Origin of the sequence: Sphingobium sp. SJ10-10, from assembly GCF_036038995.2 — a bacterium.
Classification (GTDB): Bacteria; Pseudomonadota; Alphaproteobacteria; order Sphingomonadales; family Sphingomonadaceae; genus Sphingobium.
Genome location: NZ_CP158132.1, coordinates 1,925,147 through 1,949,927 on the forward strand (window position 1 = coordinate 1,925,147; position 24,781 = coordinate 1,949,927).

Genomic DNA, 24,781 nt, shown 5'->3' on the forward strand with positions numbered 1-24,781 from the left:
CTCGAGTCCCGTCCCCTTAGGAGCGAACCGCCAAGAGGGCAAGCCGCCCTGACCCAGCGACCAGTCGATCGCGATCCGAGCCACTCCGCATTCCGATGATCACAAGCCGGAAATACGGGTTTTTCGTCGCCCGAAGCGCTCGTAATCGCCGTTAACAAGCCTTTGGCGCCGAATGTCGGTCGGCCCTAAGAAGTGATTAACCAAATGGCGCTATCTCCCGACGCTACAACGAGATTAATTTGGGGTTCTGCCGCACATGACTTCAGCCGCCACGCCCAAAAGCACCATCCTTGCGATGATGAGGGAGGTCGATCCGCATGGAGAATTGGCGCAGGGATTGCGCCAGATTCGCGACCTGGTGGGCGAAAACGTGACGGTAGCGGCGCGCACCTTCTACGACAGCTATGTCGAGCAGACGAACCTCAAAGCGAAGCTCAGCCCGGCCACGCTCGCCAAGATAGAGACGGAGGCGCATGAATATGTGCGCCAGAAGCTCGGCTATTATGAAGCGGGCGAATGGGCGATTTCCTCGATTGCCTGCGTACGTCACGCCCGCAAGCAAGGCGCTCCTTTGCGCGCGGTGCTGATGCCCGTGGCCGCTGCCAACGAAAAGCTGATCGACCTTATCTGGCAGCGCACGGAAGAGGAGACGGAACGCCGCCGGCTGGTCCATATCATGATGCAGGTCAGCATGGTCGATGCCGGACTGATGGCGAACGTCATCGCCGGCGACGAAGCCGAAGCCCAGCGCAACGAGCGCCAGCGTTTCGGCACGATGTTCGAACAACGGATCGTGGGGGAGATAGACGGCGCCTCGCAACTGGGCGAATCGCTGCGCGAACAGGCAAAGGACGCCTCCGCCGCCACGCGGGGCATGCTGGGCAAGGCGTCGGAAGTCGCCGCCGCCGCCGAACAATCCGCCCTGGCCATGCGCGAAGCCGCCCGCACCTCGGCGGGGCTGATCCGCGCCATCGAGGATGCCCGGACCGAGGTTGAGAGCGCCGCCGACGTCGCCCAGCGCGCCGCCCGCCAGTCGGGCGATGCCGTCGCCATGTCCACGACCCTGTCCGACCATGCGAAATCGATCGAATCGATTCTGGGCCTGATCCGCGACATTGCGGGCCAGACCAATTTGCTCGCGCTCAACGCCACGATCGAGGCGGCCCGGGCCGGCGATGCCGGACGCGGCTTTGCGGTGGTCGCGCAGGAGGTGAAGAGCCTCGCCAACCAGACCGCCCGGGCCACGGACGAGATCGCGGGCAAGATCGCTGACATCCAGGCATCGACCCGTCAGTCGGTCGAAACCAACGAACGCATCCGCAACACTGTGGGCGAGGTTCAGGCCAGCGCCGAACGCATTCGCCACGCCATGGACGCGCAGGCCCAGACGGTCACGATGATCACCGCAGCGGTGGACGAAACCGCGCTGGCAGCAGACTCCATGTCCTCGACCATCAGCGCGATCCGCCAGGATACCGAAGTGGTCGCGTCGGAAATCGACCAGCTCGAACGCGGCTTCATGAGCGTGGAAGGCAAGCTCTCCAGCCTGCGCGCCGCCTCTTCCGACTTTGGCCGCCAAGTAGCCTGACGGCCGGTTGGGGCCATTTGCGGCCATTGAGCGCATCCGTGTTCCTGCGAAGGCAGGAACCCAGTTCCGCCGCTTGTGGATCATCGCACCGCAGGAACTGGGCTCCTGCCTTCGCAGGAGCACGGAAAGCAGCGCGACGCAGACCGTCCACTCTCCGCCCAACGCTTACAATCACCCACCAACGCGCCCGCTTCCCCTCTTTCCTCCAAAGGTCTAAAGGCGGCGGCATGAACGACGTTGCCACCCCTTCCGCGCCCAGCGAGCCTAAGGCGCAAAGCTGGAAAGTCACCTTCCCCTGCACCCGCGCCGAAGCCGAGGCGCTGGACGGCGACATCGCCGCCTTCGCCCTGATGGATCGCCCGCCCGTGCTGATGACCAGCGAGGCGGAACCGGACAATGAAGACAAATGGCGCCTCGACGCCTATTTCGAAGGCCAGCCCAGCCCCGCCGCGATCAAGCTGCTCCGATCCCTGGTCCCCAGCGCCGCCGGCACCAAGCCGCAGGTCGAACAGCTCCCCGACGAAGATTGGGTGACATTGAGCCAGCAAGGCCTGGAACCCGTCACCGCAGGCCGCTTCCACGTCCGCAACCTTCCCGGCGACCCGGAAGCGTCAGGCCATGTCAATTTCCTGATCGAAGCCAGCCGCGCCTTCGGCACCGGCCAGCATGAAACCACGGCGGGTTGCCTGATCATGCTCGACCGGATGCGCCGCGTCGGCATGCGGTTCGGCAATGTCGCGGACGTCGGCACCGGCACCGGCCTGCTCGCCTTCGCCGCGCTGCACCTTTGGCCACGGGCTTATGCCACGGCATCGGATATCGATCCGGTCGCCGTAGAGATCAGCGCGGCAAACGCCGCCGCCAACGGCATCGCGACCGGCAGGGGCCAGGGACAGCTCGCTCTTTATACGGCAGCGGGGGTGGATCACCCGGCCATCGCCACGCGCGCGCCCTATGACCTGCTGATCGCCAATATCCTGGCCGGCCCGCTGATCGAACTCGCCCCATCGCTCTGCGCGCTGGTGGAGGAAGGCGGCACTATCGTCCTGGCGGGCTTGCTCAAGGAACAGGCCGATGCGGTACTCTCCGCCTATCGCGCTCAGGGCATGCGCCTTGCCGAACGCGCCGACCGGGGCGACTGGCCGACGCTGCGCCTGCGCAAACGCCCCCGGATCGGCTGGAAACGCCCGACCCGCATCGACGGCAACGCCCGTGGCGAAGCGCCGGGATTTGGTAGCCTTTGACATTTGGGAGGGGGGAAAGTGGCCATTCTTTTCCGTCATCCCAGCTTGCGCTGGGATGACGATATTATCAATGTCCACCTTTGGCCAAAACCCTCCCCCTTTGCCGATCCGTCACGACATCCTAATGTCACGTCCTGACCCATCCCCAGAACAAGGAACCACCCCCATGACCATCGCCCGCCGCGTCACCGTGCATGAAGGTTCCGGCGGCCAGTTCGAGAGCATGGTGGTGGTCGATGACAGAGCGAGCGCCCCGCGCCCCGGCATCCTGCTCTTCCCCAATGTCCTGGGCACCAAGGAAGCCGATTTCACCTATGCCGAAAAGGTCGCGGCGCTCGGATATACCGTCCTCGTCGCGGATGTCTTCGGCCAGGGCAAGCGCACCACCCGCGCCGATCCCGACATGGGCCGCTACATGGCCGAACTGAACGCCGACCGCGCTCTGCTGCGCGATCGCGTCAACGCCGCCCATGCCCTGCTGAAGTCCCTCGACGAAGCCGACGAAACCCGCACCGCCGCGATCGGCTTCTGCTTTGGCGGCAGATGCGTGCTGGACCTCGCCCGCTCCGGCGCGGACATAGCGGGCGGCGTCAGCTTCCACGGCGTCTATGAAGCGCCACCCTTCCCCAATGCGAAAATCACGGCGAAGCTGCTGATCTGCCACGGCTGGGACGACCCGATCGCACCGCCGGAAGCCACCATCGCTCTGGCGAAAGAACTGACCGAAGCGGGCTGCGACTGGCAGATTCACGCCTATGGGCACACCGGCCACGCTTTTACCGACCATGACGCAAAAATGCCGGAAAGGAGTCTGGCCTATCAACCGGACGCCGACCGCCGCAGCTTCCGCTCGATGGCCGATTTCCTGGGCGATCTCTTTGGATGAACCAGTAGCTAAGGGTGGAGAGCGGACATCATTTCCGCAAATAGCCAAAATCGGTTAGCTCCTCCTATCCCTTCCAACTCCGATGAAATGCCGGTAAGTGCCTGCAATGGCTTCCCCTCCCACGCCGATTGCGCGTTCGCTTTTCGTCTTTTCGATCTTCTATGGCGGCATGGTCTGCATTGCGGGCGTGCTGGGGAACAAGCAGGTCACGCTGGGGCCGCTTTCCGCCATCGGGCCGTGGTTCGGTCTTGGACCACTGGCGGTAGAGGCGGGAATCTTCGCTTTCCTGCTGCTGGTGACGATTTCCAGTGCCGTTGCGGAACTGCATGGCCGGGCGGTCGCGAACCGGCTGGTGCAGGTGGGGTTCCTGCCGCTGATCGCTTCCATATTGCTCTCGATCGTCGTGCTGTCCGTTCCGGCGGCGGGCGACATGGACCCGGCCCGGCGCGACGCCTTTGCGCTGATGATGGGCGGCACGCCGCGCATCTGGCTGGGCGGGATCATCGCCTATGGCATTTCGCAGACTCTGAACGTGACCCTGTTCGCCGCGCTCAAGGGACGGGAGGGCGGCCGCCTGCTCTGGCTGCGCGCGGCGGTGGCGAGCATCCTCTCCCAGATCGCGGACACGCTTCTCTTCGTTTCCATCGCCTTTTACGGCGTCTTTCCGATCGGGGAGCTGTTGCTGGGCCAGATGCTGGCGAAGGTCACGCTATCGGCCATTCTGGTGCCGCCGGTCATCTATGGATTGGTCGCTTTGGGACGGCGATTGGATCGCTAACTTGCGGTAGCGCGCCATTGGCCCTATGCGCCCGCGCATGAACAGCAAGCACGCCCCCGATCCGGCGCTCCTCGCCAAGGCCGAAACCCTCGTCGAGGCGCTGCCCTATATGCAGCGATATGCGGGCAAGACCTTCGTCGTCAAATATGGCGGTCATGCCATGGGCGATCCCGAGGCGGCGCGCGATTTTGCCGAAGACGTCGTGCTGATGAAGGCGGTCGGCATCAATGTCGTCGTCGTTCATGGCGGCGGACCCCAGATCGGCGCGATGCTCAAGAAGCTGGGCGTCGAATCGCAGTTCGTCGGCGGGCTGCGCGTCACTGACAAGGAAACCGCGCAGATTGCCGAAATGGTGCTGGCCGGATCAATCAACAAGGAAATCGTCGGCTGGATTGCCGGCGCCGGCGGCCGGGCGGTCGGCATTTCGGGCAAGGATGGCGGCCTGGTCCTCTGCGAAAAGGTGTTGGGCAAGCGCGAAGCGGACCCCAATTCGGGCATAGAGCGCAATGTCGACCTGGGCTTCGTCGGTGATCCGGTGAAGGTCGACCGCAGCATCCTCGACACGCTGTCGCGGGACGGCATCATCCCCGTGGTTGCGCCCGTGGGCATCGGTGCGGACGGTCATACTTACAATGTCAATGCCGACACCATGGCGGGCGCCATCGCGGCGGAACTGGGCGCGTCGCGCTTCTTCCTGCTGACCGATGTGGCCGGGGTGCTGGACAAGCAAGGGCAGTTGCTGACCGATCTCGATCCCAAGGCAATCGAAGGACTGGAGGCCGACGGCACGATCAGCGGGGGCATGATCCCGAAGCTGGAAACCTGCGTGCGCGCAGTCGAGGGCGGGGTGGACGCCGCTGTCATTCTGGACGGGCGGGTGCCGCATGCGATGCTGCTGGAAATCTTCACCGATCGTGGTGCGGGTACTTTAGTGCGCCGGTAATCGGCTTTTGATCAGCACCGCCGGATCAGCCCAATGACAGCGCTGCTCCGGCTGGGTTCGGCCATCGGGGCCAAGCTTTTGCGTATTCTCGACCACCAGTCCGGGGCGTCATCCAGGGTGGCGTCGCGAAAGTCCATGGCATGGCGGTATAATGGCGGCTTGGTGAAATCCATGCTCTTGGCCGAACAAGCCCTGCATTTGGTGGAATAATCCGGTTCGGCGCTTGTGGCGCGGGCATCCCGTCGGCTAGAGCGAATTCCCATCAATTCGGAGATCGCATGGCCTACGCCCTCTATCAGATCATCGTCATCCTGCTCGATGTGCTGTGGTGGATCATCATCATTCAGGCCATTATGAGCTGGCTGATCGCCTTCAATGTCGTCAATCTTTCCAATGACTTCGTGCGCACTGTGATGGTCGCGCTGGATCGGATGACGGCGCCGATATACAATCCGATCCGCCGGGTGCTGCCCGATCTGGGAGCGCTCGACCTGTCACCCATGGTCGTGTTGTTGGGCATTCTCATCATACGCCAGGCCATATTGCCGCCGCTGTTCGGGCTGGTGTGACGGTCTGGAGCCGGGACGGCGGCGATCTGCTGCTTGCCGTCCGGTTGACGCCGGGCGCTGCGCGGGAGGAGATCGGCGGCGTCTGGACGGATGAAAAGGGCGTGCAGTGGCTGGGTGCCCGCGTTCGCGCCGTGCCGGAAAAGGGCAAGGCCAATGCGGCGCTGATCGCTCTGCTGGCGAAGCGGCTGGATTGGCCGCGCAGCGCGATTTCGCTGGAATCGGGTGACACCAACCGGCTAAAGCGGCTGCGGATCAAGGGGGGCGGTGAGCTGTTGTCGTTCGCAAGACTTTCCGCCATCATCAAGGAACAGGTTGAAGCATCATGACCATCGGCAAGATCATCGACGGCAAGGCGTTCGCAGAGACGCTCCGCGGCAAGGTCGCGGACGGGGTGGCGGCCTTTATCGCGAAAGCCGGGCGAAAGCCGGGACTGGCGGTGGTGCTGGTGGGCGAGGACCCGGCGAGTTCGGTCTATGTCCGCAACAAGGGCAAGATGACTGTCGCCGTCGGCATGGAGAGCATGGAGTTCAAGCTCCCCGCCTCCATCGGTGAAGAGGAACTGCTCGATCTGGTCGAGGAACTGAATGCGGACGAGCGGGTGGACGGCATTCTGGTCCAGTTGCCGCTGCCAGCCCATATCAACGAAGCCTCGGTGATCGGGACGGTCGATCCGGCCAAGGATGTGGACGGCTTCCATGTCGTCAATTCGGGTCGGCTGGCGACGGGACAGGAGGCGCTGGTGCCCTGCACGCCGCTGGGCTGCATCATGCTGCTGAAGGATGAACTGGGCGATCTGTCGGGTCTGGAAGCGGTGGTCGTGGGGCGCTCGAACATCGTGGGCAAGCCGATGGCGCAATTGCTGTTGGCGGAAAATTGCACCGTCACCATCGCGCACAGCCGGACCCGGGATCTGGCCTCGGTCGTGCATCGCGCCGACATCGTGGTGGCGGCGGTGGGCCGGGCCGAGATGGTCAAGGGCGAGTGGATCAAGCCCGGCGCGACCGTGATCGACGTCGGCATCAACCGCGTCACCGATACGGAGGATGGCAAGAGCCGGATCGTCGGCGACGTCGCCACTGCCGAGGCGCTTGCCCATGTCCGCGCCATCACCCCGGTTCCCGGCGGCGTCGGGCCGATGACCATCGCGGTGCTGCTGCGCAATACGCTGGTGGCGGCCCATGCGCGGGCAGGTCTGGCGAAGCCGGAGGGGGTGTGAAGGCGCGCTGTGCGTTTCTTGCCCTGACCTTTCTGGCCTTGGCGGGTGCGCGCCCGCCGATGCGTTATCAGCCTGATCCCAGCTCCGTCTTCGCCGCCGAACTCGCCTTCAACCGGCTGGCGCAGCAGAAGGGGCAATGGACCGCCTTCCGCGAGACGGCGGCGGACGAGGCGGTGATGTTCACGCCGCAACGGGTGCTGGCGAAGCAGTGGCTCAAGGGCCGCGCCGATCCGCCCACTTCTGTGAGCTGGACACCCTCTACCATCATCGTGTCCTGCGATGGCAATCTGGCGGCCAGCACCGGCAACTGGAAAAGGCCGGACGGGTCGGTCGGCTATTTCACCACCATCTGGCGGCGCGACAAGAAGGGCGAATGGAAGTGGATCATGGACCATGGCGACACGCTCGCCGTTGCCCGTGAAGCGCCGGAATTCCTGACCGGCAAGGTCGCCACCTGCAAACGGAACCGCGACGGGGAGGGTTCGCCGCCAGGCGGCAAGCCGGACAAGGGCGAGACGCCGCCGATGTCCGGCGACGACAGCCTGACCTGGAGCGCCGACGTCGCGACGGACGGCAGCCGCCGCGTGACCGTGCGCATGTGGAACGGCGCGGATTATGAAACCGTGATCGACGACAAGGTGGCGGCGGGCAGATGACGGAGTTGTTCATCTCCGCCTTCGTCACGCTGTTCGTGGTGATCGATCCACCGGGCTGCGCGCCGATCTATGCCAGCCTCACCACTGGCGCGACCATGGCCCAGCGGCGCAGCATGGCGATCCGCGCCGTGGGCATCGCGGCGGCGATCCTCCTGCTGTTCGCGCTCTGGGGCAAGCAGTTGCTCGGCGTGCTGGGGATCGAGCTGGACAGCTTCCGCATCGCGGGCGGGATCATGCTGTTCATTATCGCCATGGACATGGTATTTGAAAAGCGCACCCAGCGGCGCGAGGACCGGGCGCAGAAGATCGCGGAAACACCGGAAGTCGAGGATGTGTCGGTCTTTCCTATGGCGATGCCGATGATCGCGGGGCCGGGATCGATCGCCACGGTCATGCTGCTGATGTCGCGCGCGGAGGGGATCAGCGAGCGGCTGGTCGTGATCGGCGCGGTGGTCGTGACGCTAATGCTGATGCTGGGATCGCTGCTTGCGGCCGGGCCGATCATGGCGCTGCTGGGCGCCAAGATCGAGGCAGTGATCACCCGGCTGCTCGGCGTATTGCTGGCGGCGCTGGCCGCGCAGTTCGTGATCGACGGGCTGAAGGCGAGTTTTTAGGGGAAGTTTGCCTCATTTCCGTCCTGGAAAAATCCTGTCGGGTCAGATCTCTCCGATCATCTCCGCCAGCACACCCAGACAATCCTTGGCGAGCTGGATCGACCGCGCGGGCGACCAGCCGAAGTCCGCATCGGGCAGGTCGTCATTATCCTTGAACGGCATTTCCAGCGTCATCGCCACCGCGCCGAAGCGCTCGGCCAACTGATTGGTGGACATGGACAGGTTCGCCTTGCCCTCCGGCGCGGAAGGATAGCCCTTCTTCGTCTGGAAATCAGGCGTCCGGGCAGCGAGCGTATCGCGGTAACGGCGATATAGGGTCAACTGTCGCTCGGTGATCGAGGGAATCCCCTCGAACCCGGCCAGGAACACGGCCGCGATCGCCTCATCGCCATGCACGTCCATGGCAAAGTCCACCCCAACCTCGTCCATCGCCCCCCGCACGAGGAAAACCTCGGGACTCTTCTCCATCGATGGCTCATGCCATTCGCGGTTGAGGTTGATCCCCGCCGCATTGGTCCGCAAATGCCCACGACGGCTGCCATCGGGGTTCATGTTCGGCACGATGTAGAAGGTCGCCTTTTTCCGCAGCAGCCGCGCCACGGCATCCTCCTCATCACAGAGCCGCTCCAGCGCGCCTTCCATCCACCATTCGGCCATACTCTCGCCCGGATGCTGCCGGGCATAGAGCCAAACCTTTTTCGGCCCCTCGCCCACCACCAGCAGGTCGAGCGGCTGCTTGTCGAGCGTCAGCCCCAGTTCCCGATGCTCCACCCCCGGCTGGGACGCCGCCCAGGCGACCAGATCATGGTGCCGCTCCATCGAATAGGGCGCGAAATAGGCGAGCCAGGCCGCATTGACATCCGGCGACAGGCGAATCGTCAGCGTCCCATCGGCATAGCTGGTGTCCACCAGCAGCCAGTTCTCCCGATCCTCGCTGAACCGCGCCTTGTAGCCGGGCCAGCCATCGGGATAGGCCGACGCGCCGCAATTGGTGATCGCCAGCTCGACTTCCCGCCCGGCCACGCCCGCCACGCGGAAGTGGAACCATTGGTAGAAGTCGCTCTGCCGGTCCTTGACGATCTCCAACTCGGCGCGAACGCCGGCCGGGCTATCATCAAGGGAAATAACGCGAATATTGCCGCTGTCGAAAGCGCTGGTGATGGAGATGCTCATTTGACGGTTATAGTCCGGCCCGATTCTCCGGGATAGCCCCCGATAAGCGCCGCCGCGAGCTTCTGCGCCGCCAGACCGGGTTGAGAGGCGGGCGTTCCTTCACGCGCCTCGGTCTGCGCGCGGCCTTCCCAGATGGTGGTCGAATCGGCCCGGCGGCGAAGCTGCACCTGCAATTCCGTGATCACCTGCCCCTTGGGCTTGCCCGACAGATTGATGCCGATGCCCAGGCCAAGCCCCGAATAGCCGCCGCTGCCCACGGCTCCACCCACGCCGACGCTCACCGGCTTGCCATTGGCGCCATAGCTGCTGGGTTCGCGGAAGGTTCGGCGGAAGCCCACCAGCGCGACATAATCGCTCTTCGCCCCTTCCCTGGCGGGGGTGAAGCCCACCCGCTGCAATTCCTGGTCCACGGCGGCGGCATAGGTGCGGAATTCAAGGCCGACATCGGGATTGCCCGCCATTTCCTCGATGGCGACCGTCCCGCTGCGCGCCGGATTGTCGATATGGAATCGCGTCACCTCCACCGCCGGAATGGCCGTGGCGCACGCGCTCAGGGAAAGGGCCAACAGGGAGGGAAAGGCGATCTTTTTCAACATGGCTTGAACTCCGAAGGATATCATCCTCTACACGACACCGCGCCGCCAATCCCCTAAAAGCGTTGAAGCCATGGCTTTGCTGCATGAGGGATGAACGGCGGCGAATTGCGGTAGTTACCCTTGACTTTCGGCCGCCTCGCCCATAGGGGCAGCGCTTCGATTTTTCGATCACGCAAGATTCATTCAAAGGCTGGTTCCATGAAGATCCGCAATTCGCTCAAGTCGCTCAAGGGCCGTCACCGGGATAACCGCGTGATCCGCCGTCGCGGCCGCACCTATGTCATCAACAAGACCAACCGCCGCTTCAAGGCCCGCCAGGGCTGATCAGCGGGGTGGGGATAGCCGCCGTCATCTTCGACGTCGGCAATGTCCTCTACCACTGGAATCCGAGGATTCTGTACGAGCGCCTGATCGACGACGATCAGGCGCTCGACGCGTTTCTCAACGATGTGGTGACGCTGGACTGGCATTTGCAGCATGATCGGGGCCGCCCTTTCGCGGAAACCAGCGCCGAACTGATCGCCCGCCATCCGGCCCAAGCCGACCTGATTCACCTCTGGGGCGAGCAGTTCATCGACAGCGTGGGACCAGCGATCGCGGGCATGCCGGAAATCGTCCGTGAACTGGACGACTGCGGCATCCCGCTCTTCGGGATCACCAACTTCAGCGATGAATTCTGGCCGCCCTTCCATGCCCGCGAAGCCGCACTGTTCGCGCCCTTCCGCGACATCGTCGTCTCCGGCGTGGAAAAGGTGGTGAAGCCCGATCCCGCCATCTACCGGCTGGCGCTTGAGCGATTCGGCCTGCACGCGGCACAAGCGCTGTTCATCGACGACCGGGAAGAAAATGTGATAGCGGCGGAGGCAGAGGGAATGCGCGGGCACCTGTTTCGCGATGCAGCCACATTGCGGGATGAACTCGCCGCGCTGGGCCTGATCGACGCCGCACTCAGCGCGCAAGGATAGCCCACCACCACCCGTCATGCTGAACTTGTTCAACATGACGGGTGAAGACCGGGCGCCTCCATCCACCCTGAACCCAATCAGCCCTCGTCCCGCCCTCTAAGTTCATCCCCCCGAATCGCCGCGACGTGCAGCACATTGGTCGACCCCGGCGTCCCGAAGGGCACGCCCGCCAGCACGACGATCTTGCCGCCCTTCTCGACCATGTCATGCCGCAGCGCCATGCGTCGGGCCTTGCCGACCATTTCCTCGAACGTGCCGATATCCTTGGTCCGCACCGCATGCACGCCCCAGGTCAGCCCCAGCTTGCGCGCCGTGTCCGCCCGCGGCGTCAGCGCCAGGATCGGCGTCATCGGCCGCTCGCGCGCCACACGGCGCACGGTGCTGCCCGAGGAGGTGAAGCAGGTGATCGCGCTCGCGCCAACCACCGAGACGATACTGCTCGCTCCCTCCGCCAAAGCGTCGGCGGTCGTCGGATCGGGCTTGGTTTCGGTATAGTGCAGGCGTCCGAAATAGCCCGGATCGCGCTCCACGCTATGCGCGATGCTGTCCATCATCGTCACCGCCTCGACCGGCCAGTCGCCCGCCGCCGTCTCCGCCGACAACATGATCGCGTCCGCCCCGTCATAGACGGCCGTCGCCACATCCGACACTTCGGCGCGGGTCGGCGTTGGCGCCTTGATCATCGATTCGAGCATCTGCGTTGCCACCACGACAGGCCGCCCCATGCGCCGAGCCATCGCCACGATCTGCTTCTGGAGCGGCGGCACCGCCTGAGGCGGCAACTCCACGCCCAGATCGCCACGCGCCACCATCACGCCATCGGCCAGCTCGATGATCTCCTCCAGCCGCTGCACGGCGGAGGGCTTCTCGATCTTCGCCATCAGCGCACCATGGCCGCCCATCAGCTTGCGCGCCTCGGCCAGATCCTCCGGCCGCTGCACGAAGCTCAAGGCGATCCAGTCGCAGCCCTGCTCCACCGCGAAGCTGAGGTCGCGCCGGTCCTTCTCGGTCAGCGCCGGCACCGGCACGACCACGTCCGGCACGTTGACGCCCTTGCGGTTGGACAGCGTGCCGCCGACCTCGACCACCGTGTCGATGCGATCCTCCGCCACCTTCTTGACCCGCAGCACCATCTTGCCATCGTCCAGCAGCAGCCGGGTTTCCGGCACCAACGCGGCGTAAATCTCCGGATGCGGCAAGTTCACGCGGCTGGAATCGCCCGGCGCCGGATCGCTGTCGAGGACGAAGGCAGCGCCGGTTTCCAGCACCGCCAATCCGCGCTCGAAGGTTCCCACACGCAGCTTTGGCCCCTGCAGGTCGCCCAGAATCGTCGTCGGGCGGCCGAATTCCTTCTCCAACGCCCGGATCGCCGCGATGCGCGCGGCATGATCCTCATGCGACCCGTGGCTCATATTGATGCGGAAAGCGTCAGCCCCGGCCACGAACAGCGCCCGGATCATCTCCGGACTGTCGCTCGCGGGCCCAAGGGTCGCGAGGATGCGGACCTTGCGCGAACGGGGCGGTAATCTTGTCATTTCCAAACTCCTGACCGTCATGGTCGCCTCTGGGTTGCCAGGGCGCGGTTTTCGATTATCCGTGCTGCACGACAGGATGATGTAGATCAGCGAAAGGGTTCGCCGTGAGCGACAACATACTCAGCGACGCGGTTGCCGCAACCGCCTTCCGACGGCTGGTGGCGCATTTGCAGCACCGCACCGACGTTCAGAATATCGACCTGATGGGCGCGGCGGGTTTCTGCCGCAATTGTCTGGCCGACTGGATTGCCGAGGCCGACGGCACTCTCGGCAAGGATGAAGCGCGGGAGATCATCCACGGCATACCCTTTGCGCAATGGAAGGCCCGCTATCAGAGCGAAGCGACGCCGGAACAGATCGCCCGCATGCAGGAGAGTGTGGCGAAGAACGCCGACAATCATTAGGAGCGTTCGCCAACCGATTCACATTGACTGGAGATTACAAAATGAGCGAGGGCAACGTCGCCGCCGACCAGCTACGCCTTTTCATCGAGCGCATCGAGCGTCTGGAAGAGGAAAAGAAGGGCATTGGCGACGACATCAAGGACGTTTATCTGGAGGCCAAGGCCAACGGGTATGACGGAAAAATCATGCGCCAGATCGTCCGCTTGCGGAAGATGGCACCCCACGACCGCCAGGAAATGGAAGCCATTCTCCAGACGTATCTGTCTGCGCTGGGAATGGAATAAGCACGCAATCAATCATCCGGCGCCCGGCGCACTCGCTCATAAAGAGCGACTGTGTCGGGGTCGCCTGCGTGCAACTTCTCAATAATATCCCTCGCATCGGCAACGTAAGCCGAAAACTCCTTTAGGGTCACTTCCATGACGTCCGCGACGGCTGTCAGGAACCAGTCGAACCCAGCCTTCGCGTCATCCAAATCCTGACGGGAAATGATCAGATCCTCTAAATTTTTAGGATGCGTGATTCGGTTACGAAGCCTGATCGAGTCCTTGAGTTTCTGCCAACCCACATGCATGAAGTCGACCTTAAGGCCGGGGCACATTTCCTGTGCAGTTTTTGTAGCCAACCGGATCATCGCCGTTGTCGATATAAAACGTTTCTGTTCCCTGATCTCGCCCTGTTCACTGACGAACAAAAGAGTTTCGGAAAAGGCGAACTCCATTCTCGGCGTGGACATATCGATGCCTCGCGCCACGGAAAGGATATGCATGCGGTAAATCCATGCCGCTCCTTCCATGGCGGAAATGATGGTACGCAGAGCATTACGCCGATCGGATGCCGTATTTGAGGCCTCGGCCTGATATAACGCATGCTCAATATCCGCCGCCAAGGTTGCCAAGAAGCTCAGTTCCTTAGCCGGCTGGTTGACGTCCATCGATATCCCTTTCATCCTTAGTTCCATCCACGTAAATCAGATGCAAATTTTTGGGAATTGAGAAGACCATGACCGAGATCATCGTCAGCACCACCCCCTCTCTGGAGGGCCGGCCCGCGAAGGAATATCTCGGCATCGTCACCGGCGAGGTGATCGTGGGCGCCAACCTCTTTCGCGACCTGTTCGCCAGCGTGCGCGACATCGTCGGCGGGCGCTCGGGCGCTTATGAGGATGTGCTACAGCGCGCCCGCGAACAGGCCATCAGCGAGATGCGCACTCGTGCGGCAACGCTGGGGGCCAATGCGGTGGTCGGCGTCGATCTCGATTATGAGACGGTGGGTTCAAGCGGATCGATGCTGATGGTGACGGCCTCAGGCACCGCGATCCTTGTCTGAGTTGCGCTTGCCGGGCGCGCCCGCTAGAGAGCGCGCTTCGGATCACAGACAAGTTTAGGAGCAGGCCGTGGCCGGCCATAGCAAATTCAAGAACATCATGCATCGCAAGGGCGCGCAGGATAAGAAGCGCTCCTCGATGTTCTCCAAATTGAGCCGCGAAATCACCGTGGCGGCGAAAATGGGCATGCCCGACCCGGACATGAACCCGCGCCTTCGCCTGGCGATCAACGCCGCCAAGGCGCAGTCCATGCCCAAGGACAATATCCAGCGCGCCATCGACAAGGCGATCGGCGGCGACACGGAGAATTACGAGGAAATCCGCTATGAGGGCTATGGCCCCGGCGGCGTCGCGATCATCGTGGAAGCGCTGACCGACAATCGCAATCGCACCGCGACCAATGTACGTACCGCCTTCTCCAAGAATGGCGGCAATCTGGGCGCGTCGGGCGCGGTGAGCCACGGCTTCGACCGCATGGGCCTCATCACCTATCCGGCGAGCGCGGGGGATGCCGACGCGATCTTCGAAGCTGCTCTGGAAGCGGGCGCGGAAGACGTGTCCTCGAACGAAGACGAGCATGAAATCTGGACCGCCATGGACGCGCTGCATGAAGTCGCCAAGGCGCTGGAAGGCAAGCTCGGTCCGGCTGAAGGCGCCAAGCTCGCCTGGAGACCGCAGACCACCGTCGAAGTCGACGAAAGCAACGCCGCGACGCTGATGAAGCTGGTCGACACGCTGGAAGAAGATGACGACGTCCAGACCGTCTGGGGCAATTATGAGGTTTCGGACGAGGTAATGGAGAAGCTGGGTTGATCCCAAACCCCTCTCCCAGCGGGAGAGGGAGGGATCCATGCGAAGCATGGGAGGGTGAGGGCGGCGCACTATCCGTTGCCTTCACCCTCACCCCTCCGGCGCTTCGCGCCTCCCTCCCTCTCCCTCAGAGAGAGGGATTTTTATGATCATCCTTGGCCTCGACCCCGGTCTCGGCACCACCGGCTGGGGACTGATCGCCGCGGACGGCAATCGCCTCACCCATATCGCCAATGGACAGATCAAGACCGATTCGGAGATGGCGCTGGCATCGCGCCTGCTGGTGCTGGATCTGGCGCTGACGGACCTGATCCTCGAACATCAGCCCAATGGCGCCGCGGTCGAGGAAGTGTTCGTCAACGTGAATCCGCAATCCACGCTGAAATTGGGGCAGGCGCGCGGCGTCGTGCTGCTCGCAGCCTCGCGATCCGGCATGGAAGTGGGCGAATATGCCGCCCGGCTGGTCAAGAAATCAGTCGTCGGCGTCGGCAATGCTTCCAAGGAGCAAGTCCACGCCATGGTGTCCCGCCTTCTCCCCGGCGCGAAAGTCGCGGGGCCGGATGCATCGGATGCTTTGGCGGTTGCCATTACACACGCCCATCATCTGGCGAGCGCGCGTCGGATTCCGCGCAAGTAAGGCGGCGCCTTCGCAATAGGTATAAGGAAGTGGCCATTCCAAGACATTGATCGCATCCGTGTTCCTGCGAAGGCAGGAACCCAGTTCCGCCGCTTGTGGATCATCGCACCGTAGGAACTGGGCTCCTGCCTTCGCAGGAGCACGATGCGCTTCAAGAAAAAGCGCTAAGCCTACCGTCCGCCCTCCACCCATTACTGCCAATCGAAAGTCAACGGCGCTTCCCGGAAGGCAAAGCGGTCCAGATGGTCCGCCACCACCTGCTTGAAGCGCTCGACATCAGCGCCCTCCTGCGGTTCGATGGTGACGGTGAGCGCTTCCGCCCCCGCCACCATCCGGATCGGCCCCATGGGAAAGGCGATCACGCCCTGCTGCGCATCGAATTCGGTTTCGAACTTGTGGCCCCAATGCTTGCATAGCTGCTGAAGATAGCGGCTGGCGCTGGCGGTCGGAACATGAGCGGTCAACACCATGGGCTACAGCCTTTCGATCTTGCTGGCGGCCTCGTCGATCAGCGACGCGACGTCGAACATGGTCTGAGCGTCGGCCCCTTCCTTTTCGAGCCGCGCCCGGACCGCCATGCCCAGATTGTGCATCGCCCGCCGGATCGGCGCGCCATCCGTGCGTTCCGCCTTTTGCGCGAGCGAACCCAGGCGATCCATGACCAGCTTCACGCCTTCGTCATGATCGGCCAGATAGACGGTGCCCGCTTCGGTAATCGCGAACAGCTTGCGGCTGCTTTCACCGGGCTGTTCAGCGATCAGGCCCATGTCCGCCAGCAAGGTCAGGGTCGGATAAACGACGCCGGGACTCGGCACGTAAACCTCCCCCGACAGCGCTTCAATCTCGCGGATCAGGTCATAGCCATGGCGCGGATTGTCCGTGATGAGCTTGAGCAGAATGAGCTTGAGCGCGTCATTGCCGAACAGACGACGGCGGCCACCGCCCCGACCGCCACCAAAATGTCCGCCCCGGCCACCTCCAAACGGTCCGTCCCCGAAACGACCGCCGAAGCCGCCGCGATCGAAGCCTTCCGGACTGGCAAAACGGCCATAGCCAAAGCCGCGACGTCCGCCGTGGTGAGAATGATGAAAATGCATATGTGAACCTTCAAACTGATTTATGATGGTTTGAGATATATCTTAAAAATAGCGAACGTCAAGATTTACGATATATCTTTTTATATCGAAGAGACGCCTGCCGGAAAACTCGCGGGCTCCTGCGAAGGCAGGAGCGGGTAGCAGAGCCACGCGCCGGCAAACAAAAAGGCCCGCCGAACATTGGTTCGGCGGGCCTTTTATCTCGCAAGGAGCCTGAGATCAGTCGGGCTTCTTCGCCACGCTGACCAGCGCCGGGCGCAGCAGCCGATCCTTGATCGTGTAGCCCGCCTGCATTTCCACCAGCACCGTGCCCGGTTCGGCATCGGCGGAGGGCACTTCCATCATCGCCTGATGCTTGTTGGGATCGAGCGGCTGGCCGACCGACACCAGCTTTTCAATACCGTTGCGGCCGAAAACGGCCTCCAACTCGCGCCCGGTGGCTTCCAGACCGACCACCAGCCCCTTGAACTTCTCATCCTCACGCAGGTCGGCGGGGATCGTCTGGAGCGCGCGCGCCAGATTGTCCGCCACCGACAGCATGTCGCGGGCAAAGGCCGTCGCGGCATAGGCGCGCGCGTCGGCCAGTTCCTTTTCCAGCCGCCGCCGCACATTCTGCGTTTCGGCATGGGCGTAGAGCACGTCCTGCCTGGCGGTCGCGAGTTCATTCTCCAGCGCGGCGATCCGCTCCGCCGCCGCGTCGCCAGCAGGCGCCGCATCCTCGGGCAGTTCATCCACGACTTCGGTATTCTCGATATTCTGTTTGTCTTCGCTCATCTCATCAATCTCGACAGCGTCTGTGCGGTAAAGTCCACCATGGGGATCACCCGCGCATAGTTCAAGCGCGTGGGGCCGATTACGCCGACCACGCCGACCACCCGGCCGTCACCGCCCCGGTAAGGCGCGGCTATGACCGAAGAACCCGAAAGGGAAAAGAGCTTGTTTTCCGATCCGATGAAGATTTTGGTCGCGCTGCCCGCCAGCGCGCTTTCCAGCAGCCGCGAAATTTCCTGCTTGCCCTCCAGCTGTTCAAGCAATTGCCGCACCCGCTCCAGATCGGCGGCGGTTCCGTCATCCAGCAGATGCGCCTGGCCGCGCACGATCAATACGGGACGCTCATCGGCATCCTGCGACCAGATCGCGATGCCGCGCTCCACCAGCTCCCGCGCCGCGCCCTGGAGCGCATGGCGTTCATGCTCCAGCTCGCGCTGCAAAGCCTCCCCCGCTTGCGCCAGCGTCAGCCCGCCAAAGCGCGCCGACATGAAGTTGGCCGCTTCATTGAGCATCATCGGTGTGATGCCCAGCGGCAGGTCGACCACGCGATTCTCGATCGACCCGTCCTGCCCCACCAAGACCGCCAACGCCTGCCGCTCGTTCAACGGCACGAAGCCGAATTGCCGCAGCACCGGCTCGCGCTTGGGCACCATCACGATCCCGGCGCATGCGGACAGGCCGGACAGCGCAGCGGTCGCCGCCGACAGCGCCTCCTCGATCGGTCCGCCCTCGGAAATGCCCGCCTCGATCGCGCGCCGTTCCTCGACGGATGGCTCCGCCGCCTGCATCATGCCGTCGACGAAAAGCCTGAGGCCGGTTTCGGTCGGCATCCGCCCCGCCGAAGTATGCGGCGCGGCGAGCAGGCCCAACTCCTCCAGATCCTGCATCACATTGCGGATGGACGCAGGCGACAGGCTGAGCGACGCGATCTTGCTGATCGTACGCGAGCCGACCGGCAGCCCGGTGCCGAGATAGCTCTCGACCACCAGACGGAAAACGTCGCGCGCGCGCTCGTTAAGCTCGGTGATCGGGGTGACCGCCATGACGCTTATCTAGGCAAGCAGCGGGCGGCGCTCAAGCCCACGCTCATTTGCCCTTGGCGGGGGTTGGCTTCACCATCGCGGCGATATCCAGCATCCGGGGGATGGATGCGATCGTCGCCCGCAACTTGCCATAGCTTGCGTCCATGCAGCCCGACTGGAATTCCAGCCGCGTGGCCTGCGCCTCGCCATGGGTCCATTCGATGACATAGCCGGGCATGTCGGTCGCGAAGCGAGTGCAATTTTCCCCATGCGTGATTCGCTTGACGGTGCCGGACGGGGGCCGGAACTGCGCCAGTGCGGTGCGGAAGCGGCGATATTGCACCGGCGTCACGGTAAAGCGCGTCGGCCCCGGCACGGCGGTGAAGCGCTCCGGCTCGATCAGGCCCGACCCGTCCGGCGTCACGCGCAGGGTGTAGCTGGGGCAAGCTCCAAAACAGGGACCGGCGGAAAAACGGATGGTGTCGCCAACCTTCGTCGGCTTTTCCAGTTCGGTCTGTTCCGTCGCGCAAGCGCCCAGCAGTGCGGTGGCCGCCAACATAACTATCGCTTTCGTCCCCATGCCCCACTCTCTACCATCTTTCGACTCGATCGCCACTGGCAAGACTGCACACCTGCCGCTAAGCCGCACCAACACAACGCTTCGGAGAAGAAAATTTATGCGTCCTTCCGGCCGCGCGCCCGACCAGATGCGCGAAATCACCATGGAGCCTGGCTTCACCATCCATGCCGAAGGTAGCTGCCTCGTCAGCTTCGGTGATACCCGCGTTCTCTGCACCGCCTCTATCGAGGAAAAGGTGCCGCCCTTCCTGCGTGGCAAGGGTTCGGGCTGGGTCACGGCGGAATATGGCATGCTGCCCCGCGCCACCCACACGCGCGGCAGCCGCGAAGCCGCCAAGGGCAAGCAGTCCGGCCGCACCCAGGAAATTCAGCGGCTGATCGGCCGCTCGCTGCGCGCCGTAGTCGACCTGGCCAAGCTGGGCGAACGCCAGATCGTCGTCGACTGCGACGTGATCCAGGCCGATGGCGGCACCCGCACCGCCGCCATTTCGGGGAGTTGGGTCGCGCTGCGCATCGCCATCGACAAGCTGCTCGCTTCGGGCGCCCTCACCGAAGACCCTATCGTGCAGAAGGTCGCGGCGATAAGCTGCGGCATCTACAAAGGCACGCCGGTTCTCGACCTCGATTATGTCGAGGACAGCAATGCCGAGGCCGACGCCAATCTGATCCTGACCGGCGACGGCAAATTTGCCGAGGTGCAGGCGACCGCGGAAGGCGCTACCTATGATGAGGAAGAGCTGCTGCGCCTGCTGCGCCTCGCCCGCATCGGCTGCGCGCAGATCTTCGCGGCGCAGGACAAGGCAACGGGACGATAAGATGAGTGACGAGTTCGGACAGGAACAGGCGATCCGCAAGCTGGGGCCGGGCAAGCTGGTGATCGCCAGCCACAATCCCGGCAAGGTGCGCGAAATTGGCGAGCTGCTGGCGCCCTATGGCATAGAGACGGTCTCCGCCGCCGCGCTGGACCTGCCCGAACCGGACGAGACCGGCACGACCTTCGTCGCCAATGCGGAGCTGAAGGCGATGCAGGCGGCGGACCTCTCCGGCCTGCCCGCCCTGGCGGACGACAGCGGCCTGTGCGTCGAGGCGCTGAACGGCGATCCGGGCATCTTCTCCGCCCGCTGGGCTGGCGAGACGAAGGATTTCAGCCTCGCCATGCAGCTCGTCTGGGACAATATCCAGGCCCAGGGACCGGAAGCGGGCCATGGCGCCCATTTCATCTGCGCTCTGGCGCTGGCCTGGCCCGACGGCCATGTGGAGGTGTTCGAAGGTCGCGTCGACGGCACCATCACCTGGCCGCCGCGCGGGGACAAGGGTTTCGGCTATGATCCGATCTTCCAGCCGCATGGTCACAGCATCAGCTTCGGAGAAATGGAGCCGGAGAAGAAGCACGGCATGAGCCACCGAGCCGATGCCTTCGCGCAATTGGTGGCGACGGTTTTCTGACGAGCGCCTCTTTAGCCGAGCCGTACTCCTGCGCAGGAACAGGCTGTCCCTCGATCAGCGTCCGCCACTGGCATATTGCGCCGGCGCGCCGTCATCCCGGTCCAGCGGGTTCCGCCCAAAGACATTCCCGGCGGGAAAATAGCGGCAGACGAGATAGTCGTAGCTCTGCCCTTCGCCCAACGCGCAGCCCACCTTGCGCGTGCCGCGCCAGATGATCTGGGTATAATGGCCGACATCTTCCCATCGGCCGGTGGTGCTAAGATCAGGCAAAGTCCCGCTGCGCCGGAAATAGCGCTTCTCATCCAGGAACGAGCCGACCATCACCTCATAATCATAGAGGCCGCGCGATCCCATCCAGAGATTTTCGCCGCTGGGAATGGCGCGGCTGGCGCGTGCGGAATGGCGGAAGATATTGGTCTGCGCCATCTGCCGCGCATAACGCGCCGCATCCGCCGCCAAGGCGCTGTCCCAGGCCAAGGGGGAAAGCCCCAGCGATTCGCGTTCCTCATTATGCATGCCCAGGATCACTTCGCGCATCAGGCCGTCATCGCGATCCGCTTCCTCCATGCCGTAATAGGAAGCAGGCATGGCGGGCGGCAGGGAAGGCGCTCCACGGGAAGGCGCAGCACTGCCCTGCCCCGCAACCGTCAGCAAAACAGCAGCCCACGCTAGCCGCGCAGGCCAAAGCCCTTTAAGAACGCCCCCACTCATGTCGCCCGACCCCTTTATACCCGCTCCCGCGCCTCACGCATCGGACTTGGCCGACCCCATAGCCCTATATGTGCATTGGCCATTTTGCGTTTCGAAATGTCCTTACTGCGATTTTAACAGCCATGTGCGGACGGACATCGACAGCGATGCGTGGCGCGATGCGCTGCTAAAGGATCTTGCCCATGAAGCGGCACTGAACGGCGGGCGGCCGCTCTCCTCGATCTTCTTTGGCGGCGGCACGCCCTCGCTGATGCCGCCCCGAATCGTGGAAGCACTGATCGATGCGGCGGCGCGCCACTGGGCGCCCACGCCCGATATCGAGATCACGCTGGAGGCCAATCCCAGCTCGGTCGAGGCTGCACGCTTTGCCGATCTGGCGGCGGCGGGCGTGAACCGGGTGTCGCTTGGTCTCCAGGCGCTGGACGATGAAGCGCTGCATTTCCTGGGCCGCGCCCATGACGTGCGTGAGGGATTGGCGGCGTTGGATATCGCGCAATCGGTTTTCAATCGGGTGAATTTCGACCTCATCTACGCCCGGCCCGGCCAGAGCGAGGCGGATTGGGAAGCGGAACTGGCGCAGGGACTGTCCTTCGGCACCGACCATCTTTCGCTCTATCAACTCACCATCGAGCCGGGCACCCGCTTTGCGACGCTGGTGGCGCAGGGCAAGCTGACGCCTGCCGATCCGGACCATGCCGCCAATCTCTATGAGCAGACACAGGCGATGACGGCGGCGGCCGGCATTCCCGCCTATGAGATCAGCAACCACGCTCGGCCAGGGCAGGAAAGCCGCCATAACCTCACCTATTGGCGCTATGGCGACTATGCGGGCGTGGGGCCGGGCGCACATGGCCGGCGCGGAGGGCTGGCGACGCTGCGGCACAAGAAGCCGGAAAACTGGATGAATGCGGTCATCCGCAACGGGCATGGCCTGCAAAGCGAGGAACCGCTGGATGGGAACAATCGGGCCAGGGAAGCGCTGCTGATGGGGCTGCGGCTTGAGGAAGGCGTCGATCTGGACCGGATCTCGCGCCTCTCAGGCCTGGCGGTCGAGGCTCTTGTCGATGGGAACGCGGTCGCACGATTGGCCGATCATGGGCTTGTCCGGCAACAGGGACAGCGGCTGTACGTCGAACCTTCCGGCATGCTATTGCTGGACGCGATTTTGCCCGAAATTGTGGCGGTCTGACTGACGCAGGGGATTACCCGACGCAACGCCTCATTCCTCCCCATCCATCTGCGCGATTTCCTTGTCCAGGTCGCGCAGCACATCGGCTTTGATCTTGTCCGACATCCTGGCAGCGGCGGCGATCTGCGCCCGTGCAGCGATCAGCCCGGCACGGGCGGCGCGGTGCGCCTGCGCCGAGATCTGCGCCTCGCAAATGCGGACGCGGATATGGCGGTGGCCATCGGCATCGACCGTCTCGCGCCGGTTCACGCTTTTGCCGTCTTCGCAGCCATTGGCGACATCGACATGCGGCATCATGCGGCGGATTTCTGCTTCGCTCGGGATGGCGTGGGACAAGGCCCGGTCGCCCTCATCGCGCATATCCATGGGCAGCGCGGGAGGAACCGGCGGGATCGGCGGCACCAAATCGGCAACGGGCGCCGGAGGGGCAAGCGGGGCGGGAGGTGCCAGGGGCACGCTATCGGCTTCCTCCGCAGCCCTGATAGGGGATGGCGACTGAAGTGCAGCGGGCACGACCGGCGGTTGCGGCAACGCAATCTCGCTGGCGGAGGCAGGCTGCGCGACCAGATCGGCAAGCCGGCCGAAATTCATCGAATCGACCTTGCCGGTGATCGCGGCGACCTGCTGCGCCGCCCGGCTCCCCGAAGCGGTCAGCACCAAGCCCGATGCAGTCACCAGAGCGACCGCCGCCATGCCCCAGCTAATCCGGCGCAGCGACATTTCATGGGCAGACAGCATTTTCAGCCTCCCTTTGAGCGCAGTGATGCGATTGAGATGGCAGGCGCCGGCGAACTGGCGCCCTCCGGCAGCCTTCAATATGGCGCGGCCATAGGCATGGGCCTGATCCTGCCCGTAGAGCGACAAGACCCGCGCATCGCAGGCCTGTTCCTGATCCGCCCGATAGGCGCGATAGGCGATCCAGGCGATGGGATTGCACCAGTGCAGGCCGAGCAGCAGCAGCGCGATCATATTGGCGGCCAGATCGCCGCCCTGATGATGGGCGCGCTCATGCGCGATCGCCATGGCCTGCTCCTGCGGGTCGAAGCGCAGCGCGAAATCGGCGGGCAGCACGATAATGGGCCGCAGCACCCCGAAGGCGAGCGGCCCGCCTGCCCGTGGGCTGGTGATCAGGCGAATGCGTCCTTCCTCACCGATCTGCGTCGCGTCGTCTAGGATGAAACGCCGGAAGCGGACATAGCCGATCGCCTGCACGATCAGGAAGGCAGCAACGCCCAGCAGCCAAAGCGACGCCGCGATCTCCAGCCAGGGGATGCTCCATTGCGACTGGACGGGAAGCGCGGACGGCGCCGCATCCAGCAAGGTCGACAGGCCCGCCTGGTCCACCGCCCGCTGCAGGGGCGAAGGGCTGGCGACCTCCTGCGGCAGAGCGGGCAACATCATGCGCGCCAGCGGCAGCAACCACAGCCAATAGGCCACTCCCGCACCCAGCCATCGCGCCACTGGCCCTCGCAATAGCATGACCAACGCCATCAGCAGGGTCGAGGCGATCAGCGTTTCTGCGATCCAGACGCTCATGATTTCAATCCCCTCAGGATTTCCTCAAGCTCGGCTATATCCTCCGCCGTCAACTGGTCCGCGCTGGCAAGCTGCGCCACCAGGGGCGAAACGCGCCCACCGAACAGCCGGTTGACCAGCCGTCCCGACTCGACGGCAACATACTCCTCCCGCGCGACGAGCGGGCGATACAAAAAGCGGCGGCCATCCTGATCGGCGGCGATGACATCCTTCGCCATCAGACGGGAAAGCAGGGTCTTGACGGTCTGGACGCTCCAGTCGCGCCCGGCGGCAACGCGGTCCGCCACATCGGTGGCGGTCTGCGGCGCGCGTTCCCACAGCGCCTCCATCACCACCAGTTCCGCTTCGCTGATCTTCTCGCTCACAGCAATCATCCGCGTCCAGAATCGACTACAGACGTAATCGCATTGATTACATCCGTAGTCAAGCGCGCTGGTATAAACTGTCGGTGCGCTTTACACGGGAGGTTCCCGCCCAGAGCCGATTAAC

The 24,781-nt window shown here is 63.8% G+C and carries 32 protein-coding genes; 20 read left to right on the plus strand and 12 right to left on the minus strand.

Annotated features, from left to right (window positions below; all coding sequences use genetic code 11):
- The first annotated feature begins 256 nt into the window (after positions 1-256).
- From VVT58_RS09280 to VVT58_RS09325, 10 genes are all read left to right on the plus strand, one after another.
- On the plus strand, positions 257-1,588 hold the full coding sequence (locus VVT58_RS09280; RefSeq protein ID WP_327752682.1) for a methyl-accepting chemotaxis protein: 1,332 nt from the start codon (positions 257-259) through the stop codon (positions 1,586-1,588).
- A gap of 227 nt (positions 1,589-1,815) precedes the next feature.
- The gene (locus tag VVT58_RS09285) at positions 1,816-2,832 is read left to right on the plus strand and encodes a 50S ribosomal protein L11 methyltransferase (protein ID WP_327752681.1); all 1,017 of its coding nucleotides are present in this window, start codon (positions 1,816-1,818) and stop codon (positions 2,830-2,832) included.
- 166 nt (positions 2,833-2,998) lie between these two features.
- On the plus strand, positions 2,999-3,718 hold the full coding sequence (locus VVT58_RS09290; protein WP_327752680.1) for a dienelactone hydrolase family protein: 720 nt from the start codon (positions 2,999-3,001) through the stop codon (positions 3,716-3,718).
- 106 nt (positions 3,719-3,824) lie between these two features.
- Positions 3,825-4,496, plus strand: coding sequence for a queuosine precursor transporter (locus VVT58_RS09295; protein WP_327752679.1), 672 nt, complete (start codon positions 3,825-3,827; stop codon positions 4,494-4,496).
- Positions 4,497-4,521: 25 nt separating this feature from the next.
- Positions 4,522-5,439: an acetylglutamate kinase gene (gene argB, locus VVT58_RS09300; protein WP_066555223.1), complete on the plus strand. Its 918-nt coding sequence runs from the start codon at positions 4,522-4,524 to the stop codon at positions 5,437-5,439.
- A gap of 278 nt (positions 5,440-5,717) precedes the next feature.
- On the plus strand, positions 5,718-6,008 hold the full coding sequence (locus tag VVT58_RS09305; RefSeq protein WP_007688568.1) for a YggT family protein: 291 nt from the start codon (positions 5,718-5,720) through the stop codon (positions 6,006-6,008).
- Positions 6,005-6,334 carry a DUF167 family protein gene (locus VVT58_RS09310; protein ID WP_327752678.1) on the plus strand — a complete coding sequence of 110 codons (330 nt, stop codon included), beginning with the start codon at positions 6,005-6,007 and terminating at the stop codon, positions 6,332-6,334. Before VVT58_RS09305 ends, VVT58_RS09310 begins: the two co-directional genes overlap by 4 nt.
- Entirely contained in the window at positions 6,331-7,224 is an 894-nt protein-coding gene (gene folD, locus VVT58_RS09315) for a bifunctional methylenetetrahydrofolate dehydrogenase/methenyltetrahydrofolate cyclohydrolase FolD (protein WP_327752677.1), read from the plus strand. The genes VVT58_RS09310 and folD overlap by 4 nt, the downstream gene beginning before the upstream one ends.
- Complete coding sequence (locus VVT58_RS09320) at positions 7,221-7,880, plus strand: DUF4440 domain-containing protein (protein WP_327752676.1); 660 nt, start codon at positions 7,221-7,223, stop codon at positions 7,878-7,880. Before folD ends, VVT58_RS09320 begins: the two co-directional genes overlap by 4 nt.
- Positions 7,877-8,494, plus strand: a complete 618-nt coding sequence (locus tag VVT58_RS09325; protein WP_327752675.1) for a MarC family protein — start codon at positions 7,877-7,879, stop codon at positions 8,492-8,494. The genes VVT58_RS09320 and VVT58_RS09325 overlap by 4 nt, the downstream gene beginning before the upstream one ends.
- Before the next feature lie 42 nt (positions 8,495-8,536).
- On the opposite strand, the gene VVT58_RS09330 is transcribed toward VVT58_RS09325, so the two are convergent.
- Both VVT58_RS09330 and VVT58_RS09335 read right to left on the minus strand, forming a co-directional pair.
- Positions 8,537-9,667 carry a M14-type cytosolic carboxypeptidase gene (locus tag VVT58_RS09330; RefSeq protein WP_327752674.1) on the minus strand — a complete coding sequence of 377 codons (1,131 nt, stop codon included), beginning with the start codon at positions 9,665-9,667 and terminating at the stop codon, positions 8,537-8,539.
- A complete protein-coding gene (locus tag VVT58_RS09335; protein WP_327752673.1) occupies positions 9,664-10,263 on the minus strand; it encodes a DUF4136 domain-containing protein in 600 nt (199 codons plus the stop codon). Before VVT58_RS09335 ends, VVT58_RS09330 begins: the two co-directional genes overlap by 4 nt.
- 198 nt (positions 10,264-10,461) lie before the next feature.
- Here VVT58_RS09335 and ykgO point away from each other — a divergent pair, with 198 nt between their 5' ends.
- Together ykgO and VVT58_RS09345 are read left to right on the plus strand one after the other, a co-directional pair.
- Entirely contained in the window at positions 10,462-10,587 is a 126-nt protein-coding gene (ykgO, locus tag VVT58_RS09340) for a type B 50S ribosomal protein L36 (protein WP_004210176.1), read from the plus strand.
- 8 nt (positions 10,588-10,595) lie between these two features.
- Entirely contained in the window at positions 10,596-11,228 is a 633-nt protein-coding gene (locus VVT58_RS09345; protein ID WP_327752672.1) for an HAD family phosphatase, read from the plus strand.
- Between the two features lie 77 nt (positions 11,229-11,305).
- Here the strand turns inward: VVT58_RS09345 and pyk are convergent, their stop codons facing one another.
- Positions 11,306-12,763 (minus strand): pyruvate kinase, encoded by a 1,458-nt coding sequence (gene pyk / locus VVT58_RS09350; RefSeq protein ID WP_327752671.1) that lies wholly within the window; start codon positions 12,761-12,763, stop codon positions 11,306-11,308.
- Between the two features lie 104 nt (positions 12,764-12,867).
- On the opposite strand from pyk, the gene VVT58_RS09355 reads away from it, so the two are divergent.
- A complete protein-coding gene (locus tag VVT58_RS09355; RefSeq protein ID WP_327752670.1) occupies positions 12,868-13,167 on the plus strand; it encodes a DUF1244 domain-containing protein in 300 nt (99 codons plus the stop codon).
- A gap of 41 nt (positions 13,168-13,208) precedes the next feature.
- Entirely contained in the window at positions 13,209-13,451 is a 243-nt protein-coding gene (locus tag VVT58_RS09360; protein ID WP_327752669.1) for a DUF2312 domain-containing protein, read from the plus strand.
- 8 nt (positions 13,452-13,459) lie between these two features.
- On the opposite strand, the gene VVT58_RS09365 is transcribed toward VVT58_RS09360, so the two are convergent.
- Complete coding sequence (locus VVT58_RS09365) at positions 13,460-14,101, minus strand: hypothetical protein (protein WP_327752668.1); 642 nt, start codon at positions 14,099-14,101, stop codon at positions 13,460-13,462.
- Positions 14,102-14,169: 68 nt separating this feature from the next.
- Here VVT58_RS09365 and VVT58_RS09370 point away from each other — a divergent pair, with 68 nt between their 5' ends.
- The 3 genes from VVT58_RS09370 to ruvC all read left to right on the plus strand — a co-directional run bounded on the left by VVT58_RS09370 (position 14,170) and on the right by ruvC (position 15,941).
- Complete coding sequence (locus tag VVT58_RS09370) at positions 14,170-14,496, plus strand: heavy metal-binding domain-containing protein (protein WP_327752667.1); 327 nt, start codon at positions 14,170-14,172, stop codon at positions 14,494-14,496.
- Between the two features lie 67 nt (positions 14,497-14,563).
- Positions 14,564-15,307 carry a YebC/PmpR family DNA-binding transcriptional regulator gene (locus VVT58_RS09375; protein WP_066555199.1) on the plus strand — a complete coding sequence of 248 codons (744 nt, stop codon included), beginning with the start codon at positions 14,564-14,566 and terminating at the stop codon, positions 15,305-15,307.
- 142 nt (positions 15,308-15,449) lie between these two features.
- Positions 15,450-15,941: a crossover junction endodeoxyribonuclease RuvC gene (gene ruvC, locus VVT58_RS09380; RefSeq protein ID WP_066555197.1), complete on the plus strand. Its 492-nt coding sequence runs from the start codon at positions 15,450-15,452 to the stop codon at positions 15,939-15,941.
- A 191-nt stretch (positions 15,942-16,132) separates the two neighbouring features.
- On the opposite strand, the gene VVT58_RS09385 is transcribed toward ruvC, so the two are convergent.
- The 5 genes from VVT58_RS09385 to VVT58_RS09405 all read right to left on the minus strand — a co-directional run bounded on the left by VVT58_RS09385 (position 16,133) and on the right by VVT58_RS09405 (position 19,411).
- On the minus strand, positions 16,133-16,411 hold the full coding sequence (locus VVT58_RS09385) for a DUF2218 domain-containing protein (protein WP_327752666.1): 279 nt from the start codon (positions 16,409-16,411) through the stop codon (positions 16,133-16,135).
- A 3-nt stretch (positions 16,412-16,414) separates the two neighbouring features.
- Entirely contained in the window at positions 16,415-17,038 is a 624-nt protein-coding gene (locus VVT58_RS09390; protein ID WP_327752665.1) for a PadR family transcriptional regulator, read from the minus strand.
- 219 nt (positions 17,039-17,257) lie between these two features.
- A complete protein-coding gene (gene grpE, locus VVT58_RS09395) occupies positions 17,258-17,812 on the minus strand; it encodes a nucleotide exchange factor GrpE (RefSeq protein WP_066555193.1) in 555 nt (184 codons plus the stop codon).
- Complete coding sequence (hrcA, locus tag VVT58_RS09400; protein WP_066555190.1) at positions 17,809-18,852, minus strand: heat-inducible transcriptional repressor HrcA; 1,044 nt, start codon at positions 18,850-18,852, stop codon at positions 17,809-17,811. Before hrcA ends, grpE begins: the two co-directional genes overlap by 4 nt.
- 43 nt (positions 18,853-18,895) lie before the next feature.
- Entirely contained in the window at positions 18,896-19,411 is a 516-nt protein-coding gene (locus VVT58_RS09405; RefSeq protein WP_327752664.1) for a DUF6438 domain-containing protein, read from the minus strand.
- A gap of 97 nt (positions 19,412-19,508) precedes the next feature.
- Between VVT58_RS09405 and rph the strand changes: the two genes are divergently transcribed.
- A complete protein-coding gene (gene rph, locus VVT58_RS09410) occupies positions 19,509-20,225 on the plus strand; it encodes a ribonuclease PH (protein ID WP_066555187.1) in 717 nt (238 codons plus the stop codon).
- Between the two features lies 1 nt (position 20,226).
- Complete coding sequence (rdgB, locus tag VVT58_RS09415; RefSeq protein ID WP_327752663.1) at positions 20,227-20,856, plus strand: RdgB/HAM1 family non-canonical purine NTP pyrophosphatase; 630 nt, start codon at positions 20,227-20,229, stop codon at positions 20,854-20,856.
- Positions 20,857-20,910: 54 nt separating this feature from the next.
- Here rdgB and VVT58_RS09420 read toward each other — a convergent pair whose 3' ends face one another.
- The gene (locus tag VVT58_RS09420; protein ID WP_351999961.1) at positions 20,911-21,444 is read right to left on the minus strand and encodes a CAP domain-containing protein; all 534 of its coding nucleotides are present in this window, start codon (positions 21,442-21,444) and stop codon (positions 20,911-20,913) included.
- Between the two features lie 121 nt (positions 21,445-21,565).
- Here VVT58_RS09420 and hemW point away from each other — a divergent pair, with 121 nt between their 5' ends.
- A complete protein-coding gene (hemW, locus tag VVT58_RS09425) occupies positions 21,566-22,756 on the plus strand; it encodes a radical SAM family heme chaperone HemW (RefSeq protein WP_327752661.1) in 1,191 nt (396 codons plus the stop codon).
- A gap of 30 nt (positions 22,757-22,786) precedes the next feature.
- On the opposite strand, the gene VVT58_RS09430 is transcribed toward hemW, so the two are convergent.
- A complete protein-coding gene (locus VVT58_RS09430; RefSeq protein WP_327752660.1) occupies positions 22,787-24,292 on the minus strand; it encodes a M56 family metallopeptidase in 1,506 nt (501 codons plus the stop codon).
- A complete protein-coding gene (locus VVT58_RS09435) occupies positions 24,289-24,666 on the minus strand; it encodes a BlaI/MecI/CopY family transcriptional regulator (RefSeq protein ID WP_176392440.1) in 378 nt (125 codons plus the stop codon). Before VVT58_RS09435 ends, VVT58_RS09430 begins: the two co-directional genes overlap by 4 nt.
- Positions 24,667-24,781: the final 115 nt, after the last annotated feature.